The 13,450-nt window shown below is 66.5% G+C and carries 17 protein-coding genes; 4 read left to right on the top strand and 13 right to left on the bottom strand.

What is annotated here, in order from left to right:
* Positions 1-23 precede the first annotated feature (23 nt).
* The 3 genes from coxB to AACH00_RS01310 form a co-directional block, all read right to left on the bottom strand.
* A complete protein-coding gene (coxB, locus tag AACH00_RS01320; RefSeq protein ID WP_341397133.1) occupies positions 24-1,196 on the bottom strand; it encodes a cytochrome c oxidase subunit II in 1,173 nt (390 codons plus the stop codon).
* Positions 1,197-1,204: 8 nt separating this feature from the next.
* Complete coding sequence (locus AACH00_RS01315) at positions 1,205-1,606, bottom strand: DUF2244 domain-containing protein (protein WP_423221875.1); 402 nt, start codon at positions 1,604-1,606, stop codon at positions 1,205-1,207.
* 284 nt (positions 1,607-1,890) lie between these two features.
* Positions 1,891-2,733, bottom strand: a complete 843-nt coding sequence (locus tag AACH00_RS01310; protein ID WP_341397131.1) for a methyltransferase domain-containing protein — start codon at positions 2,731-2,733, stop codon at positions 1,891-1,893.
* Positions 2,734-2,794: 61 nt separating this feature from the next.
* Between AACH00_RS01310 and AACH00_RS01305 the strand changes: the two genes are divergently transcribed.
* Positions 2,795-3,580, top strand: a complete 786-nt coding sequence (locus tag AACH00_RS01305; protein ID WP_341397130.1) for a ComF family protein — start codon at positions 2,795-2,797, stop codon at positions 3,578-3,580.
* Positions 3,581-3,636: 56 nt separating this feature from the next.
* Complete coding sequence (gene trmL / locus AACH00_RS01300) at positions 3,637-4,107, top strand: tRNA (uridine(34)/cytosine(34)/5-carboxymethylaminomethyluridine(34)-2'-O)-methyltransferase TrmL (protein ID WP_341397129.1); 471 nt, start codon at positions 3,637-3,639, stop codon at positions 4,105-4,107.
* A 31-nt stretch (positions 4,108-4,138) separates the two neighbouring features.
* Here the strand turns inward: trmL and AACH00_RS01295 are convergent, their stop codons facing one another.
* The 4 genes from AACH00_RS01295 to AACH00_RS01280 form a co-directional block, all read right to left on the bottom strand.
* Positions 4,139-5,128 carry an NAD(P)H-dependent glycerol-3-phosphate dehydrogenase gene (locus tag AACH00_RS01295; RefSeq protein WP_341397128.1) on the bottom strand — a complete coding sequence of 330 codons (990 nt, stop codon included), beginning with the start codon at positions 5,126-5,128 and terminating at the stop codon, positions 4,139-4,141.
* Between the two features lie 16 nt (positions 5,129-5,144).
* Positions 5,145-5,615, bottom strand: coding sequence for a protein-export chaperone SecB (gene secB / locus AACH00_RS01290; RefSeq protein ID WP_341397127.1), 471 nt, complete (start codon positions 5,613-5,615; stop codon positions 5,145-5,147).
* 116 nt (positions 5,616-5,731) lie between these two features.
* Entirely contained in the window at positions 5,732-5,989 is a 258-nt protein-coding gene (gene grxC / locus AACH00_RS01285) for a glutaredoxin 3 (RefSeq protein ID WP_341397126.1), read from the bottom strand.
* Positions 5,990-6,084: 95 nt separating this feature from the next.
* A complete protein-coding gene (locus tag AACH00_RS01280; protein WP_341397125.1) occupies positions 6,085-6,498 on the bottom strand; it encodes a rhodanese-like domain-containing protein in 414 nt (137 codons plus the stop codon).
* A gap of 107 nt (positions 6,499-6,605) precedes the next feature.
* On the opposite strand from AACH00_RS01280, the gene gpmA reads away from it, so the two are divergent.
* On the top strand, positions 6,606-7,355 hold the full coding sequence (gpmA, locus tag AACH00_RS01275; RefSeq protein WP_341397124.1) for a 2,3-diphosphoglycerate-dependent phosphoglycerate mutase: 750 nt from the start codon (positions 6,606-6,608) through the stop codon (positions 7,353-7,355).
* On the opposite strand, the gene AACH00_RS01270 is transcribed toward gpmA, so the two are convergent.
* Genes AACH00_RS01270 through AACH00_RS01245 form a run of 6 tightly spaced genes read right to left on the bottom strand, consistent with a single transcriptional unit; the run spans position 7,356 to position 11,879 of the window.
* Positions 7,356-8,111 (bottom strand): lysophospholipid acyltransferase family protein, encoded by a 756-nt coding sequence (locus AACH00_RS01270; RefSeq protein ID WP_341397123.1) that lies wholly within the window; start codon positions 8,109-8,111, stop codon positions 7,356-7,358.
* On the bottom strand, positions 8,111-9,418 hold the full coding sequence (locus AACH00_RS01265) for a dihydroorotase (protein WP_341397122.1): 1,308 nt from the start codon (positions 9,416-9,418) through the stop codon (positions 8,111-8,113). Before AACH00_RS01265 ends, AACH00_RS01270 begins: the two co-directional genes overlap by 1 nt.
* The gene (locus AACH00_RS01260; RefSeq protein WP_341397121.1) at positions 9,415-10,377 is read right to left on the bottom strand and encodes an aspartate carbamoyltransferase catalytic subunit; all 963 of its coding nucleotides are present in this window, start codon (positions 10,375-10,377) and stop codon (positions 9,415-9,417) included. Before AACH00_RS01260 ends, AACH00_RS01265 begins: the two co-directional genes overlap by 4 nt.
* Positions 10,378-10,381: 4 nt before the next feature.
* Positions 10,382-10,885: a bifunctional pyr operon transcriptional regulator/uracil phosphoribosyltransferase PyrR gene (gene pyrR / locus AACH00_RS01255; protein ID WP_341397120.1), complete on the bottom strand. Its 504-nt coding sequence runs from the start codon at positions 10,883-10,885 to the stop codon at positions 10,382-10,384.
* Complete coding sequence (ruvX, locus tag AACH00_RS01250) at positions 10,882-11,304, bottom strand: Holliday junction resolvase RuvX (RefSeq protein ID WP_341397119.1); 423 nt, start codon at positions 11,302-11,304, stop codon at positions 10,882-10,884. Before ruvX ends, pyrR begins: the two co-directional genes overlap by 4 nt.
* Positions 11,301-11,879, bottom strand: a complete 579-nt coding sequence (locus tag AACH00_RS01245; protein ID WP_341397118.1) for a YqgE/AlgH family protein — start codon at positions 11,877-11,879, stop codon at positions 11,301-11,303. Before AACH00_RS01245 ends, ruvX begins: the two co-directional genes overlap by 4 nt.
* 73 nt (positions 11,880-11,952) lie before the next feature.
* On the opposite strand from AACH00_RS01245, the gene AACH00_RS01240 reads away from it, so the two are divergent.
* Entirely contained in the window at positions 11,953-13,443 is a 1,491-nt protein-coding gene (locus AACH00_RS01240) for a cryptochrome/photolyase family protein (RefSeq protein WP_341397117.1), read from the top strand.
* Positions 13,444-13,450: the final 7 nt, after the last annotated feature.

Here is a 13,450-nt window from a genome sequence, read left to right as displayed (position 1 = left end):
TCCTTTTCAGATATCCCGGGGATTCACTTGCGGGCGGCAACGACTTCCGACGGTTGCACCGTCTGGCCAGTCTTGTTGCTCCACGAGTTCTTGGTGTAGGTGATGACGGCCGCGATTTCGGTGTCCGACAGCTGCTTCCAGGCAGGCATCGCACCATTGTTCTGGCCATTCAGCAGCACTTGCACCTGAACCATCTTGTCGGCGTCCAGCACCTTGGTCGAGCCGTCCAGCGCCTTGATCGGGCCAGCGCCCTTGCCGTCGGCCTTGTGGCAGACAGCGCAGTTCGAGGCATAGACCTTCTCGCCACGGGCCACCAGGTCGGCTTGCGTCCAGACCTTGCTCGGATCATCGGCCTTGGCAGCCAATTCCTTCTTCTTGCCTTGCACCCAGGCACTGTAGTCTTCAGCCGACAGCACCTTCACGTGGATGGGCATGTAGGCGTGTTCCTTGCCGCACAGTTCGGCGCACTGGCCGTAGAAGTCGCCGGTCTGCTCAGCCTTGAACCAGGTGTCGCGCACGAAGCCGGGGATGGCATCTTGCTTGACACCGAAGGCCGGCACCATCCAGGCGTGGATGACGTCGTTGGCGGTGGTGATGATGCGGACCTTCTTGCCAACCGGCACGACCAGCGGGTTGTCGACCTTCAGCAGGTAGTTGTCGCCCGACGGATGGCCGGAATTCGACATTTCGCGCTGTGCGGTGTCGAGCGTGGCCAGGAAGTTGATGCCTTCGCCTTCGCCCTTCAGGTAGTCGTAGCCCCACTTCCACTGGTAGCCGGTGGCCTTGATGGTCAGGTCGGCGTTGGAGGTGTCCTTCTGCGCAACCACGGTCTTGGTGGCGGCGAAGCCCATCGCGGTCACGATGATGAAGGGCACGATGGTCCAGGCGATTTCGACCGAGACGCTTTCGTGGAAGTTGGCGGACTTGGCGCCGACCGACTTCCGGTGCTTCAGGATCGAATAGAACATCACGCCGAACACGGCGACAAAAATCGCCAGGCAGACGATCATCAAGCCGTAGTGCAGCGTCTGCACCTCAGCGGCGATCTTGGTGACCGGCGGGTGCAGGTCGGTCTGGTTGACGGCGGGGCCGCCGGGCAGGCTTTCAACGGCAACGGCTGCAGCCGTCACCAGAGAAGCGGCCAGAGCCGCCGAGCCTTGCAGGAGCCGCTTGGGCAGCGAGGTGCTTGTCTTCATCGTTGTCGTCACTTCCATTCCAAACCCCAATGACCGGCGGCGCGCAAGGCGCCCCGCATCGATTCCGCGAGAGCAGAACGCCGATGCGGGCTCAGGTGGCGACCCACCAGAACCCGACGACCGTCTGCCGACAGTTCAATCAAGCCATGCACATCATGGCCATGGCGAACCCGCACTGATCGTGCGAGAAACGCATGTTCTTCCGTGTTTTGCCCAACGGCCAGCTTCACATGAAAGCGGCCATGGGCAATCCACAACAGTTCGTGGTCGCCGGAGCGCCGCGCAAACACCACCACGGCCACCGCCAGGCAAGCCAGCTCGATGCACGCAAACGGCAACACCATCGGCGCGCCGAGCCACCAGAAGGCGCCAGCAATCAGCACCGACACCAGACCCAGCGAGCTCAGCACGATGCACAGATCCCGCGGGCTCAGCGAGCAGTTGCGCTTCAGCAGCCAATGCGCATCGGCTTGCGAAAGATCAACCGCTTGGAGAGCGTCGTCGCCCCATGCCTGCGGCTGGCCCGAAGGGACCGGCAGCACGCTGGGAACTGGACACGCGGAAGGCATGGTGCAAGGGCTGGAAGTACACGATCACGCTACCTTGCAGGTCTACCCGGAAAAATCGGGCATTCCCTGAAGCGGCTGTCGCAACCGTTACCTGATCCACATCAATCGCGAAATTCTATCCGACACTATTTGCGCGGGGTCGGCTTGCGCAACATCAATTTCATGTCAGCAAGGTCAATCCGCGTGTCGGCGGCCACGGCCGGCCCCTTGTCTGGCGCTCTGAACGCATGGCCATAAACCACCTCCACGTCCAGCACGATCCGACCGTCCGGCCCGGCTGTTTCAGCCAGTGCGGCACACAACTGCGCACGCCACCGCGGAGTGCGCAAACCCGCCGTGCGGGCCGGGTCGAGGTTCGCGCCGAGTGCACGCCACTCCGCCAGCAGCGCCTCCGGCGTGACATATGTCAATCTGAGCACCTCCTGGTCCATCACCGGATCAGCGAAGCCGGCCTCCACCATCATGTCGCCCAGGTCATGCATGTCGACGAAGGGCACATGGGGCACGCCCCAGCCCCGCGCCTGGTAAATGTCGCGAATTTGCCGCAGTGAGCCGGGCCCCAAGGTGGAGAACATGACAAAACCTTCGGGCTGCAGGGCCTGGCGCCAGGTCTTCAGCAGTTCAGGAGGCGAGGCCGCCAGGTGCAGCCGCATGTTCGACCACAGCAGGCCGGCGCTGGCGGGCATCACCGCGCCGGCAGGCAGGCGCTCGGCCTCACCACCCCTCAGGGCTCGGGTCAGCTTGCCCAGCCAGCCCTCGGGCGACCGCACGGCGGCCGTCTCGTCGACCCGGCGAAAACGAGCCTTGGGACAGGCCGCCAGCAACGCGGGTGGCAAGGCGCCCGCGTCTTCAGACCAGTCCAGCACCTGCTCGGGCTGGTCGCGAATGATCTGCAGGCGATCGGCCATGCGGGTGGCCACTTCACCGTGCAGCCACGGCAGATCCGCGTTGTGTTGGCGGCGCTGCATGAGGCGGCGCAAAGCGGCCGCATCAATGCGATCGGCGGGATTCTGAGACGTGGTCAAGGACATGGCGGGCAAGTATATGGACGAGCCACCCCACGCACATCAAGCCGACGACTTGACCCGCCGGCCCGCAGGCATTGCGGCGGAAGCGCCATGGCGGCTCCAGGGTTGGCCAGCGCCCTGCGCGGTGTGCAGCACCTGGACGCGCGAGGGCCTGTGCCAGCCCTGCCGCACTCGATTTGCCGGCTGGAAAGCTCGCTGCACCACCTGCGGCCGGCCCGGCGTGCTGCGCTGCGGCGCCTGCCTGCAACACCCGACACCACAGGTGGCCTGCGTCGTGGCGCTGGACTACCAATTCCCCATCGACCAGCTGATCAGTCGCCTGAAGTTCCAGCAGGCGCCTGAGTGGGCGCCCTTGCTCGGCGCGCTGCTGGCGCAGGCGGTGGTGCGGTCAGGCACACACCCGCCGCCGGACATCGTCACCGCGGTGCCGCTGTCAGCACAACGACTGGCACAGCGCGGCTACAACCAATCGTGGCTTCTGGCACGCGAGGTGGCCCGGCGCGTGGGCCGCCCCGCCCTGCCCCATTTGTTGCAGCGCTGGAGGCACCTCGACCCGTTGAGCGGCGGCGCGAATCGCCAGGAACGCGGCGACCTGCTGCAAGGCGCCTTCCTGCCCACCCCCGCACAGCGCCACACGCTGACAGGGCGCAGCGTGGCCCTGGTGGATGACGTGATGACCACCGGCGCAACCACCCGGGCGGCCGCCACCGCGCTGCTGGAAGGTGGCGCCTCGCAGGTGCACCTGTGGGTGCTGGCCCGCACACCGGCGCCTGATGAGCTGCCCTGAACACGACTCACCTCGGGCGCCACAATTCAACGCCGCCGGCCAGCGACAATGCAGCCATGTTTCGCATCGTGCTTGTCCACCCGGAAATCCCGCCCAACACGGGCAACATCATTCGCCTGACGGCCAACACGGGTTGCAGCCTGCACCTGATCGAGCCGCTGGGATTCTCCATGGACGACCGCCAGCTTCAGCGCGCCGGCCTGGACTATCACGAGTACGCGCCCGTGCAACGGCATGCCGACTGGGACAGCTTCCTGCAGAAGGAGCAGCCCGACTTTGGCCGGATGTTCGCCTTCACCACGCGCGGCAGCCGGCCACACACGGACATTGCCTGGTTGCCCGGCGACACGCTGGTGTTTGGTCAGGAAACCGCGGGACTGCCGCCCAGCCTGCGCGACAGTTTTCCGCTGGATCAACGGGTGCGCCTGCCGATGCGCGAGGGTCAGCGCAGCCTGAACCTGAGCAACGCGGTCGCGGTGTCGGTGTTCGAGGCCTGGCGTCAGAACGGGTTTGGCGGAGCGGCCTGAGTCACAGGCGCCGGCGACGTCGAATTCAACCTCAGCTGAACTCCGAGCGCGCCTCGCGCTGCAGCAAACGGCCCAAGGCTTCCCGGGCCGAGAGCTCGCCCGACAGCACGTCATGCACCGCCGCAGCAATCGGCATGTCCACGCCCAGGCTGCGCGCCTGTGCGGCCACGGTGGCAGCGCTGTAAACGCCTTCCGCCACATGACCGAGGCGGGCCAGCACGTCGGGCAGCGCCAGGCCTTCGGCCAGCAACAAGCCAACACGTCGGTTGCGCGACAGATCGCCTGTGGCCGTCAGCACCAGATCGCCCAGGCCCGTCAGGCCCATGAAGGTGGCGGGTTGCGCGCCCATGGCGACGCCGAGTCGCGACATTTCAGCCAACCCGCGGGTGATGAGCGCCGCGCGGGCATTGAGGCCGAGCGCCAGGCCGTCGGCGATGCCGGTCGCGATCGCCATGACGTTCTTGACGGCGCCGCCCACCTCCACGCCCACCGGATCCGGCGAGGTGTAGATGCGCAGAGGGCCGCCATGAAAGGCAGTCACGGCCATGTCGGCGAGGTCAGCATCAACACTGGCGGCCACCAGGGCGGTGGGCATGCCGGCTGCCACTTCCTGGGCAAAGCTCGGGCCCGACAACACACCGGCGCGCGCTTCAGGCAACACCTGTGCGGCGATCTGGTGGCCCAGCAGGCCAGTGCCGGCCTCGAAGCCCTTGCACAGCCACAGCACGCGGGCGTGGGCCGGCAGCAGCGACAGCGCCCCGCGCAGCCCCGCCATGGGCGTGGCCACAACGTACAGTCCGTCAGGCCCGGCAGCATGCGCCAGCGCCTGGGGCAAATCGCTGCTGGCATTCAGGCCCGCAGGCCATTCTGAATCTGGCAGGTAGCGCGCATTGCGGCGCGCCGTCTGCATGTCGGCCGCTTGCGCGGCATCACGAGCCCACAACACCACGTCGTGACGACGGGCGGCAGCAATAGCGAGCGCGGTGCCCCAGGCACCGGCCCCCAACACGGTCAACTGCATGCGGGCTCGTTCAAGCTCAGTTGAGGGTCGCGCCTTCGGCACCTTCAACACCAGCGGCAGCGGCTGCCTGCTGGGCTTCATACATGGCCTGGAAGTTCACTTCGGCCAGCAGGATCGGCGGGAAGCCGGCGCGGGTGCAGACGTCCGACACGATGGCGCGCAGGTACGGGTAGATCATCTGCGGGCAGACCACGCCGACGATGCCCTGGGCTTGTTCGTCCGGGATGTTGCGCATTTCGAAGATGCCGGCCTGCTTGGCTTCAACCAGGAACAGGGTGCGCTCACCGATCTTGGTGGTGACGGTGGCCGTCACGGTGACTTCAACGATGCCGTCAGCGACCGGCTCGGCGCCCATGGTCAGCTGGATGTCGACCTGGGGCTGTTCCTGCTCGAGCAGGATGGTGGGCGAATTCGGCTGCTCAAGCGACAGGTCCTTGAGGTACATGCGCTGCAACTGGAACACGGGAGTCAGGTCTTGCTCGGCCATGAGGGGCTTTCAGAAAAAACAAAGCCCGCAACCGGGATGGTGCGGGCTGCGGGCCGCATTATGGCCCAGCGTCTGCACCGGTCTCCGGCGCCAACGCGACGTGGTTGAAGCTTTGGTCAGGCCTGCAGCAAAGGCATCAGGCTGCCCTTCTGGTCGAGCGCCATCAGGTCGTCGCAACCACCCACGTGGGTGTCGCCGATGAAGATCTGCGGCACCGTGCGGCGGCCGGTCAACTCGATCATGCGATCACGCTGGGCCGGGTCGGTGTCCACGCGGATTTCCTCGATGGCCTCCACGCCCCGCTGCTTCAGCAAGGACTTGGCCCGCACGCAGTAAGGGCAGACCTGGGTGGTGTACATCACGACTTTGTTCATGGCGGCACGCTTTGAAATTCGATGGAGCGATTGTCGCCAAGAGCGAAAAACCTCGCTCGGCAACGGGCAGGCCGGTGCGGCCTGCCTCGGCTGACTCAAGCCGCGCTGGTTTCGACCGGCAAGCCGGCTTCGCGCCAGGCGCGCATGCCACCAGCCAGCACCTGGGCGTTGGCATGGCCGGCCTTCTGCAGCGTGGCCACGGCGCGGGCAGCGCGGGCGCCCGATGCACAGACGACCACCAGCGGCAGGGTCTTGTTGGACGGCACTTCCTTGGCGCCTTCCAGCTTGGCCAGCGGCACGTTGCGCGCACCGACCACGTGGCCCGCCGCGAATTCAGCCACCTCGCAGACGTCGATCACGACGGCCTTCTCGCGGTTGATCAGGCGCACGGCTTCCTGCGGCGAAACGCCACCGGCCGAGGCGCTTTCACGCAGCATGGGCCAGAACAACAGGCCACCGGACACCAGGGCGGCTGCAATCAGCAGCCAGTTTTCAATCAGGAAGTTCACAGAGATGTCCGAAGGCAAAGTACACGAAGGTACGGATTATAGAATTCGACGGTATTTCCTGCCCTGCAACCCTCACCCCCGGCGCGTCCCGTCGCGCCCTCAAGGCCATGTACAAGCTCGTGCTGATTCGCCATGGTGAATCGACCTGGAATCTCGAAAACCGCTTCACCGGCTGGACCGATGTGGAACTCACCGACACCGGCGTCGCCCAGGCCAAGTCGGCTGGTGCCCTGCTGAAGGCCGAAGGCTTTGAGTTCGACCTGGCCTACACCTCGGTCCTCAAGCGCGCCATTGCCACGCTCTGGTACTGCCTCGAATCGATGGAGCGGACCTGGGTGCCGGTGCTGAAGGACTGGCGTCTGAACGAGCGTCACTACGGTGGCCTGCAAGGCTTGAACAAGGGCGACATGGCCAAGCAGTACGGCGATGAGCAAGTGCTGATCTGGCGTCGCAGCTACGACACCCCGCCGCCCGCACTGGATGCGAACGACCCGCGCGGCCAACGCCAGGACCTGCGTTACGCCAAGCTCGACCCGTCGCAGGTGCCGCTGACCGAATGCCTGAAGGACACGGTGGCGCGCGTGATGCCCTGGTGGAATGAAGAGCTGGCGCCGGCCATCAAGTCCGGCAAGCGCGTGGTCATTGCCGCGCACGGCAATTCGATCCGTGCCTTGGTGAAGTACCTCGACAACATCGCCGACGCCGACATCGTGGGCGTGAACATCCCCAACGGCATTCCGCTGGTGTATGAGCTGGACGCCGACCTCAAGCCGATCCGCAGCTACTACCTGGGCGACGCCGAAGCCGCCGCGAAGGCCGCAGCAGCGGTTGCCGCACAGGGCAGCAAGAAGGCCTGATCAGGCCGATGAGCTGCTGGGCGCAGCATCCAGCACCTGCTGGATCTGCGCCTGCATGTGCGCAGCCAGCGCGCGCCGATCCGCGTGCGCGCTGCCGTGCGGAGGCAGGATAGTCAATTCCACGGCCAAGCCGCGCGCACTCACCACCCGCCAGATGCTCTGCACCAGCGTGGTGTCGTCGATGTACTGGGCCGACCATGCAAAGGCGTGGCCAGGCTCGCTGTAACGCAGCGCCGCCGGAATGATCGGCGCCTCCACCGCGATCGCGGCCTGCAGCAGATTGGCGTGAAACGGCAGCGTCTGTGCACCGGCACCAGTGGTGCCCTCAGGGAACACGGCCACGGTTTCGCCCCGCTGCAGCGCGGCCGCCATGTCGTGCACCATGCGCATGGCATCGCGCTTGCGTTCACGCTCGATGAAGAGCGTGCCCACACCGGCGATCAGCCAACCCAGCAAGGGCCACTTGCGCACATCGGCCTTCGACACGAAGCGCGCCTGCGGACACGCCGCATGCAGCACCGCGATGTCGAGCCACGACACGTGGTTGGCGATCAGCAGCCCGCCCGCCTGCCGGGCCTGCCCATTCACCGTGAGCGAAAGGCCGACCACCGCCAGCAACTTGCGGCTCCACCACTGGACCATGGCATGGCGCTGCTGCACGGTCATGCGCTCGAAGCGCAAGGCCATCAGGATCATGCCGTGGCCGAGGTGCACCAGCACCCGGGCCATGCGCCACATCGCCAGCAATACCCGCATCAAGAGACCTGGTAGGCCACCGTGCCGGCCACCAGGGTCGCACGCACACGACCCGGCAGCGCCGTGCCCGTGATGCCGAAATCAAACGGCGTGTGCTTGCCCTGACTCTTCAGCAGCTTGGGCTCGACCTGCCAGATGGCCTCGGGGTCGAACACGCACAGGTCGGCCACGCCGCCTTCCACCACACGGCCGGCGCTTTGCGCGAGCGAGCCCAGCGCATCGCCCAGCACCTGCACCGGCAGACTGGTCACGCGGGCCAGGGTGGCGGCCATGGGCAGCTTCGTGTCCTCGCCCCACTTCAGCGCCAGGCTGAGCAGCAACTCCAGACCGGTGGCGCCGGGTTCGGCTTCACCGAAGGGCAAGGTCTTGGCGTCTTCGTCCACCGGGGTGTGGTCAGACACCAGCGCGTCAATCGTGCCGTCAACCAGCGCCGCGCGCAGCGCTTCGCGGTCAGCCTGCTGGCGCAGCGGCGGGCTCAGGCGCATGGCCGAGTTGAAGAAGCCGATGTCGACGTCGGTCAGGTGCAGCGAGTTGATGCTGACATCCGCGGTGACCTTCAGGCCTTCGGCCTTGGCACGGCGCAGCAGCGACACGCCCGCCGCGCTGGAGAGGCGGCACAGGTGCACCCGCGCACCCGTCACGCGCATCAGCTCGAAAATGGTGTGCAGGGCGATGGTTTCTGCCGCCACCGGCACGCCAGACAGGCCCAGGCGCGTGGCCATGGCGCCGCTGGCCGCCACGCCCTTGCCCAGGAAGGCATCAACCGGACGGAGCCACACGGTATAGCCATAGGTAGCGGCGTATTGCATGGCGCGCTGCAGCACCAGCGTGTCCTTCACCGGCACTTCCGCCTGCGAGAAACCGACGCAGCCGCTCTCGGTGAGCTCGGCCATTTCGGTCAGCGCCTCGCCGGCCAGCCCGCGCGTCAAGGCGCCCAGGGGGAACAGGCGGCACAGGCTCAGCTTGCGGGCGCGGAATTTCAGCATGTCGACCAGGCCCGGCTCGTCGAGGGTCGGGTCGGTGTCGGGCGGGCACACCAAGCTGGTCACGCCGCCGGCGGCTGCCGCATTGAGTTCGGATTCGAGCATGCCTTCATGCTCATGGCCAGGCTCCCGCAGGCGGGCAGCCAGGTCAACCAGGCCGGGGGCGACGACGCAGCCCGTCGCGTCGATGACGCGGGCGTTGTCGAAATCACCGGGCACCCGGCCGATGGCCACGATGCGGCCGTTGGCGACGGCCACATCGGCCACTTCATCCCGGCCCGAAGCCGGGTCCACCACGCGTCCGTTGCGAATCAGGACCTTCATGCTTCATTCCCCGCAATGATGGACATCACCGCCATGCGGACGGCGATGCCGAAAGTGACCTGCGGCAGGATCACGCTGTGGGAGCCATCGGCCACCGACGAGTCGATTTCCACGCCGCGGTTGATCGGACCCGGGTGCATCACGATGCAGTCGGGCTTGGCCAGCGCCAGCTTCTCGTCGGTCAGGCCGTAGCTCTTGAAGAACTCGCCGGCGCTCGGCAGCATCGCGCCGCTCATGCGCTCGTTCTGCAGGCGCAGCATGATGATCACGTCGGCGCCGCGGATGCCCTCGGCCATGTCGTGGCAGACCCGCACGCCCATCTGCGCCAGGTCACCCGGCACCAGCGTCTTCGGGCCCACCGCACGGATGTCGGGCACGCCCAGCGTGGTCAGGGCGTGGATGTCGGAGCGGGCCACGCGCGAGTGCACGATGTCGCCGACGATCGCCACGCTCAGCTGCGTGAAGTCTTTCTTGAAGTGCCGGATCGTGTACATGTCCAGCAAGCCCTGCGTCGGGTGGGCGTGCCGGCCGTCACCGGCATTCACCACGTGCACATGCGGCGCGCAGTGCTGGGCGATCAGGTAGGGCGCGCCTGACTCGCTGTGGCGCACCACGAACATGTCGGCATGCATGGCCGACAGGTTGGAGATGGTGTCGATCAGGCTTTCACCCTTCGACGCGCTGGACTTGGCGATGTCGAGGTTGATCACGTCGGCCGACAGGCGCTTGGCCGCGATCTCGAAGGTGGTGCGGGTGCGGGTGCTGTTCTCGAAGAACAGGTTGAACACGCTCTTGCCACGCAGCAGCGGCACCTTCTTCACCTCGCGGTCATTGACCGACAGGAAGGTGCCCGCGGTGTCGAGGATGTGCGTCAGCACAGCCTTCGGCAGCCCTTCGATGGACAGCAGGTGAATCAGCTCGCCGTGGCGGTTGAGTTGGGGGTTGCGTCGGGAGAGCATGACGTCAGTGCTCCTCGGTCAGGGTGAAAGTCAGGGCGCCGTCGGCGGCCCGGGCCAGCGACAGGCGTTGTTGGGCGGGCAGCGCCACGCGGGCAGCGGCAAACGAGGCCTGGATCGGCAGCTCGCGGCCACCGCGGTCAACCAGCACCGCCAGCGTCACGCTGGCCGGGCGGCCGTAGTCATACAACTCGTTGATGACGGCGCGGATCGTGCGGCCCGTGAACAGCACGTCGTCCACCAGCAGGATGTGGCGGCCGTCGATGGAAAACGGCAGGCTGGTCGGATCGGCCGTGGCGGCCAGGCCGCGTGAACCGAAGTCGTCGCGGTGCAGCGTGCTGGAGATCACGCCCGCAGCGCCCGGCAGTTTCAGATCAGCCTGCAGCCGCTCGGCCAGCCAGGCGCCGCCCGACCACACACCGACCAGCGAGGTCTCGGGCTTGAGCAGCGGCCGCACGCCGTTCAGCAGCTCCTGGTACAGCGCTTGCGCGTCGAGGGTCAAGGTACTCATGTGAAGTGCTCGCGGAAAAATTGTTCGAGGATCAGCACGGCCGAGGCCGCGTCGGCGTCTTGGGCGCCCGACGCGATGGCTTCGGTGGTGGTGTAGCGCTCGTCCACCTCATGCACCGTCAGGCGGAATCGCCCGTGCAACTGGCGGCCGAAGCGCTGCGCGCGGCGCGTATTGTCGTGTGGTGCGCCGTCGGGGTACCAGGGCACGCCGATGACCAGGGCCTCGGGCTGCCATTCCTTGATCAGCGCGTCGATCGCGGCAAAGCGCGCATCGCCCTCGGCCGCGATGGTGCGCAGGCCCTGGCCGCGGCGCATCAGCACGTTGCCGGTGGCCACGCCCACGCGGCGGGTACCAAAATCAAAGGCCAGCAGGGTGGCGGAACTGGACAGACCCGGGGCAATTGGGCTGGCCACGCTCATGCGTGCCCCGCCTCTTGCGAGAGCATGCGCGGGTCGAACCCGAGCAGGGCCACCGCCCGCTGGTAACGCTGCTCGATCGGCGTGTCGAAGATGACTTCGGGCTGCGCATCCACCGTCAGCCAGCCGTTGCGGCCGATCTCGTCCTCGAGTTGCCCGGCCGACCAGCCGCTGTAACCCAGCGTCACCAGCACCCGGCGCGGGCCGCTGCCCTCGGCCAGGGCTTCGAGCACATCCTTGCTGGTGGTCATCGACAGACCACCGGGCACGTTCAGGGTCGAGTGGTAGGCCGCAGCGTCGTCGTCGGGTCGCTCATGCAGCACGAAACCACGCTCCGGCTGGACCGGGCCGCCCAGAAACACGGGCTGGCGGCCGAGCTGCTCACTGGCCAGCGGCAGGTCGATCTTGTCGAACAAGTCCTTCAGGGTGATGTCGCTGGGCCGGTTGATGACCAAGCCGAGTGCACCCTTGTCGTTGTGTTCGCAGAGATAAACCACGGCGCCGGTGAATTGTTCATCGGCCATGCCGGGCATCGCGATCAGGAATTGATGGGTGAGATTGATGCCGTCCGATGCCATGCACCCATTCTATTTCAGGGGGGCGGCAGGCGCGCCAGGCAAGAACGGCCGATTCGTAAGACACTGCGCACCCATGCAAGCTTCCATCGATGCCGCGCTGGTCTGGTTCCGGCGCGATCTGCGCGCGGATGACCATGCCGCCCTGTATGCCGCCTGCCGCGCCGCCCGTCAGGTGTGGTGCGTGTTCGTCTTCGACTCGGCGATTCTGGACGCCCTGCCGCGCAAGGATCGCCGGGTCGAGTTCATCCGGGACAGCCTGGTGGATCTGGACGCACAGCTCACCGCCCTGGGCCAATCGCATGGCCGGGAGAACGTGCACCTGATCGTCCGCCACGGCTGGGCCACCCGTGAGATCCCGGCGCTGGCCCGGCAGCTGGGCGTGCAGGCCGTGTTTGCCAACCACGACGACGAACCGGACGCCGTTTCGCGTGATGCGCAGGTGCGTGGCGCCTTGTCTGAGGCCGGCGTGTCGCTCTACACCACCAAAGACCACGTCGTGTTCGAGCGCGATGAAGTGATGACCGGTGGCGGCACGTCGTACAGCGTGTTCACGCCCTACAAGAACGCCTGGCTGCGCAAGGTCAACGAGTTTTATCTGCGCGCATGGCCGGTCGCTCGTCACGCCTCGGCGCTCGCAGGCTGGCCCGCGCGGGTCGGACAACCCGGCGTGCCAGCGCTCTCAGACATCGGGTTCGAGCCTTCTGATCTGCACACCCTGAAGTTGCCCACCGGCAGCACCGGCGCTCGTGAATTGCTGGATGATTTCCTGCACCGCATTGACCTCTATGAGGACGCGCGCAACTTCCCGGCCGTGAAGGGCCCGAGCTACCTCAGCACGCACCTGCGGTTCGGCACGGTGTCCATCCGCACCTTGGCACGGGAGGCCTTGCATCGCTCGCAGGGCGGCTCGCGTGGGGCCGAGGTCTGGCTGTCGGAGCTGATCTGGCGCGATTTTTATCACCAGATCCTGCACCACCATCCGCGCGTCGTCGGGCATTCGTTCAAGCCCGAGTACGACGCCGTGAAGTGGGAGCACGGCAAGCATGGCGATGCGCTGTTCGCCGCCTGGTGCGAGGGCCGCACCGGCTATCCGCTGGTCGATGCCGCGATGCTGCAGCTGCTGAAGACCGGCTACATGCACAACCGCCTGCGCATGATCAGCGCCAGCTTCCTGACCAAGGACCTGGGCATTGACTGGCGCCGCGGCGAAGCCTGGTTCGCGCTGCACCTCAATGACTTTGACCTGGCCGCCAACAACGGCGGCTGGCAGTGGGCAGCCTCCACGGGTTGTGACGCGCAACCCTACTTCCGGATCTTCAACCCCGTCACGCAGAGCGAGCGCTTTGATCCTGATGGCAAGTTCATCAGACGCTACCTGCCGCAACTGGCCGGGCTGGGCCGCAAGGCCATCCACGCGCCGTGGCTGGCCAAGCCGCTGGAGCTGGTGGAAGCCTCGGTCAAGCTGGGCATCGACTACCCCGAGCCGGTGGTGGACCACGACGCCGCCCGGCAGTTGACGCTGGCGCGCTTTGCAGCTGCGCGTGAGGGCAAGGCCGGCGCCTGAGCGGGCG

Origin of the sequence: Ideonella margarita (assembly GCF_038066635.1) — a bacterium.
GTDB lineage: Bacteria > Pseudomonadota > Gammaproteobacteria > Burkholderiales > Burkholderiaceae_C > Ideonella > Ideonella margarita.
The sequence above is the reverse complement of the archived record's forward strand: the minus strand, read 5'-3'. Positions and strand labels throughout refer to the sequence as shown.

Coding starts and splice junctions, on each gene's coding strand:
- pyrR (WP_341397120.1), bottom strand. CDS start 10,885: ATGAGTACCTTGACCCTCGACGCGCAAGCGCTGTACCAGGAGCTGCTG.
- gpmA (WP_341397124.1), top strand. CDS start 6,606: ATGTACAAGCTCGTGCTGATTCGCCATGGTGAATCGACCTGGAATCTC.
- ruvX (WP_341397119.1), bottom strand. CDS start 11,304: ATGAGCGTGGCCAGCCCAATTGCCCCGGGTCTGTCCAGTTCCGCCACC.
- grxC (WP_341397126.1), bottom strand. CDS start 5,989: ATGAACAAAGTCGTGATGTACACCACCCAGGTCTGCCCTTACTGCGTG.
- coxB (WP_341397133.1), bottom strand. CDS start 1,196: ATGAAGACAAGCACCTCGCTGCCCAAGCGGCTCCTGCAAGGCTCGGCG.
- trmL (WP_341397129.1), top strand. CDS start 3,637: ATGTTTCGCATCGTGCTTGTCCACCCGGAAATCCCGCCCAACACGGGC.
- AACH00_RS01270 (WP_341397123.1), bottom strand. CDS start 8,111: ATGCGGGTATTGCTGGCGATGTGGCGCATGGCCCGGGTGCTGGTGCAC.
- secB (WP_341397127.1), bottom strand. CDS start 5,615: ATGGCCGAGCAAGACCTGACTCCCGTGTTCCAGTTGCAGCGCATGTAC.
- AACH00_RS01310 (WP_341397131.1), bottom strand. CDS start 2,733: ATGCAGCGCCGCCAACACAACGCGGATCTGCCGTGGCTGCACGGTGAA.
- AACH00_RS01265 (WP_341397122.1), bottom strand. CDS start 9,418: ATGAAGGTCCTGATTCGCAACGGACGCGTGGTGGACCCGGCTTCGGGC.
- AACH00_RS01260 (WP_341397121.1), bottom strand. CDS start 10,377: ATGCTCTCCCGACGCAACCCCCAACTCAACCGCCACGGCGAGCTGATT.
- AACH00_RS01295 (WP_341397128.1), bottom strand. CDS start 5,128: ATGCAGTTGACCGTGTTGGGGGCCGGTGCCTGGGGCACCGCGCTCGCT.
- AACH00_RS01245 (WP_341397118.1), bottom strand. CDS start 11,879: ATGGCATCGGACGGCATCAATCTCACCCATCAATTCCTGATCGCGATG.
- AACH00_RS01240 (WP_341397117.1), top strand. CDS start 11,953: ATGCAAGCTTCCATCGATGCCGCGCTGGTCTGGTTCCGGCGCGATCTG.
- AACH00_RS01305 (WP_341397130.1), top strand. CDS start 2,795: ATGGCGGGCAAGTATATGGACGAGCCACCCCACGCACATCAAGCCGAC.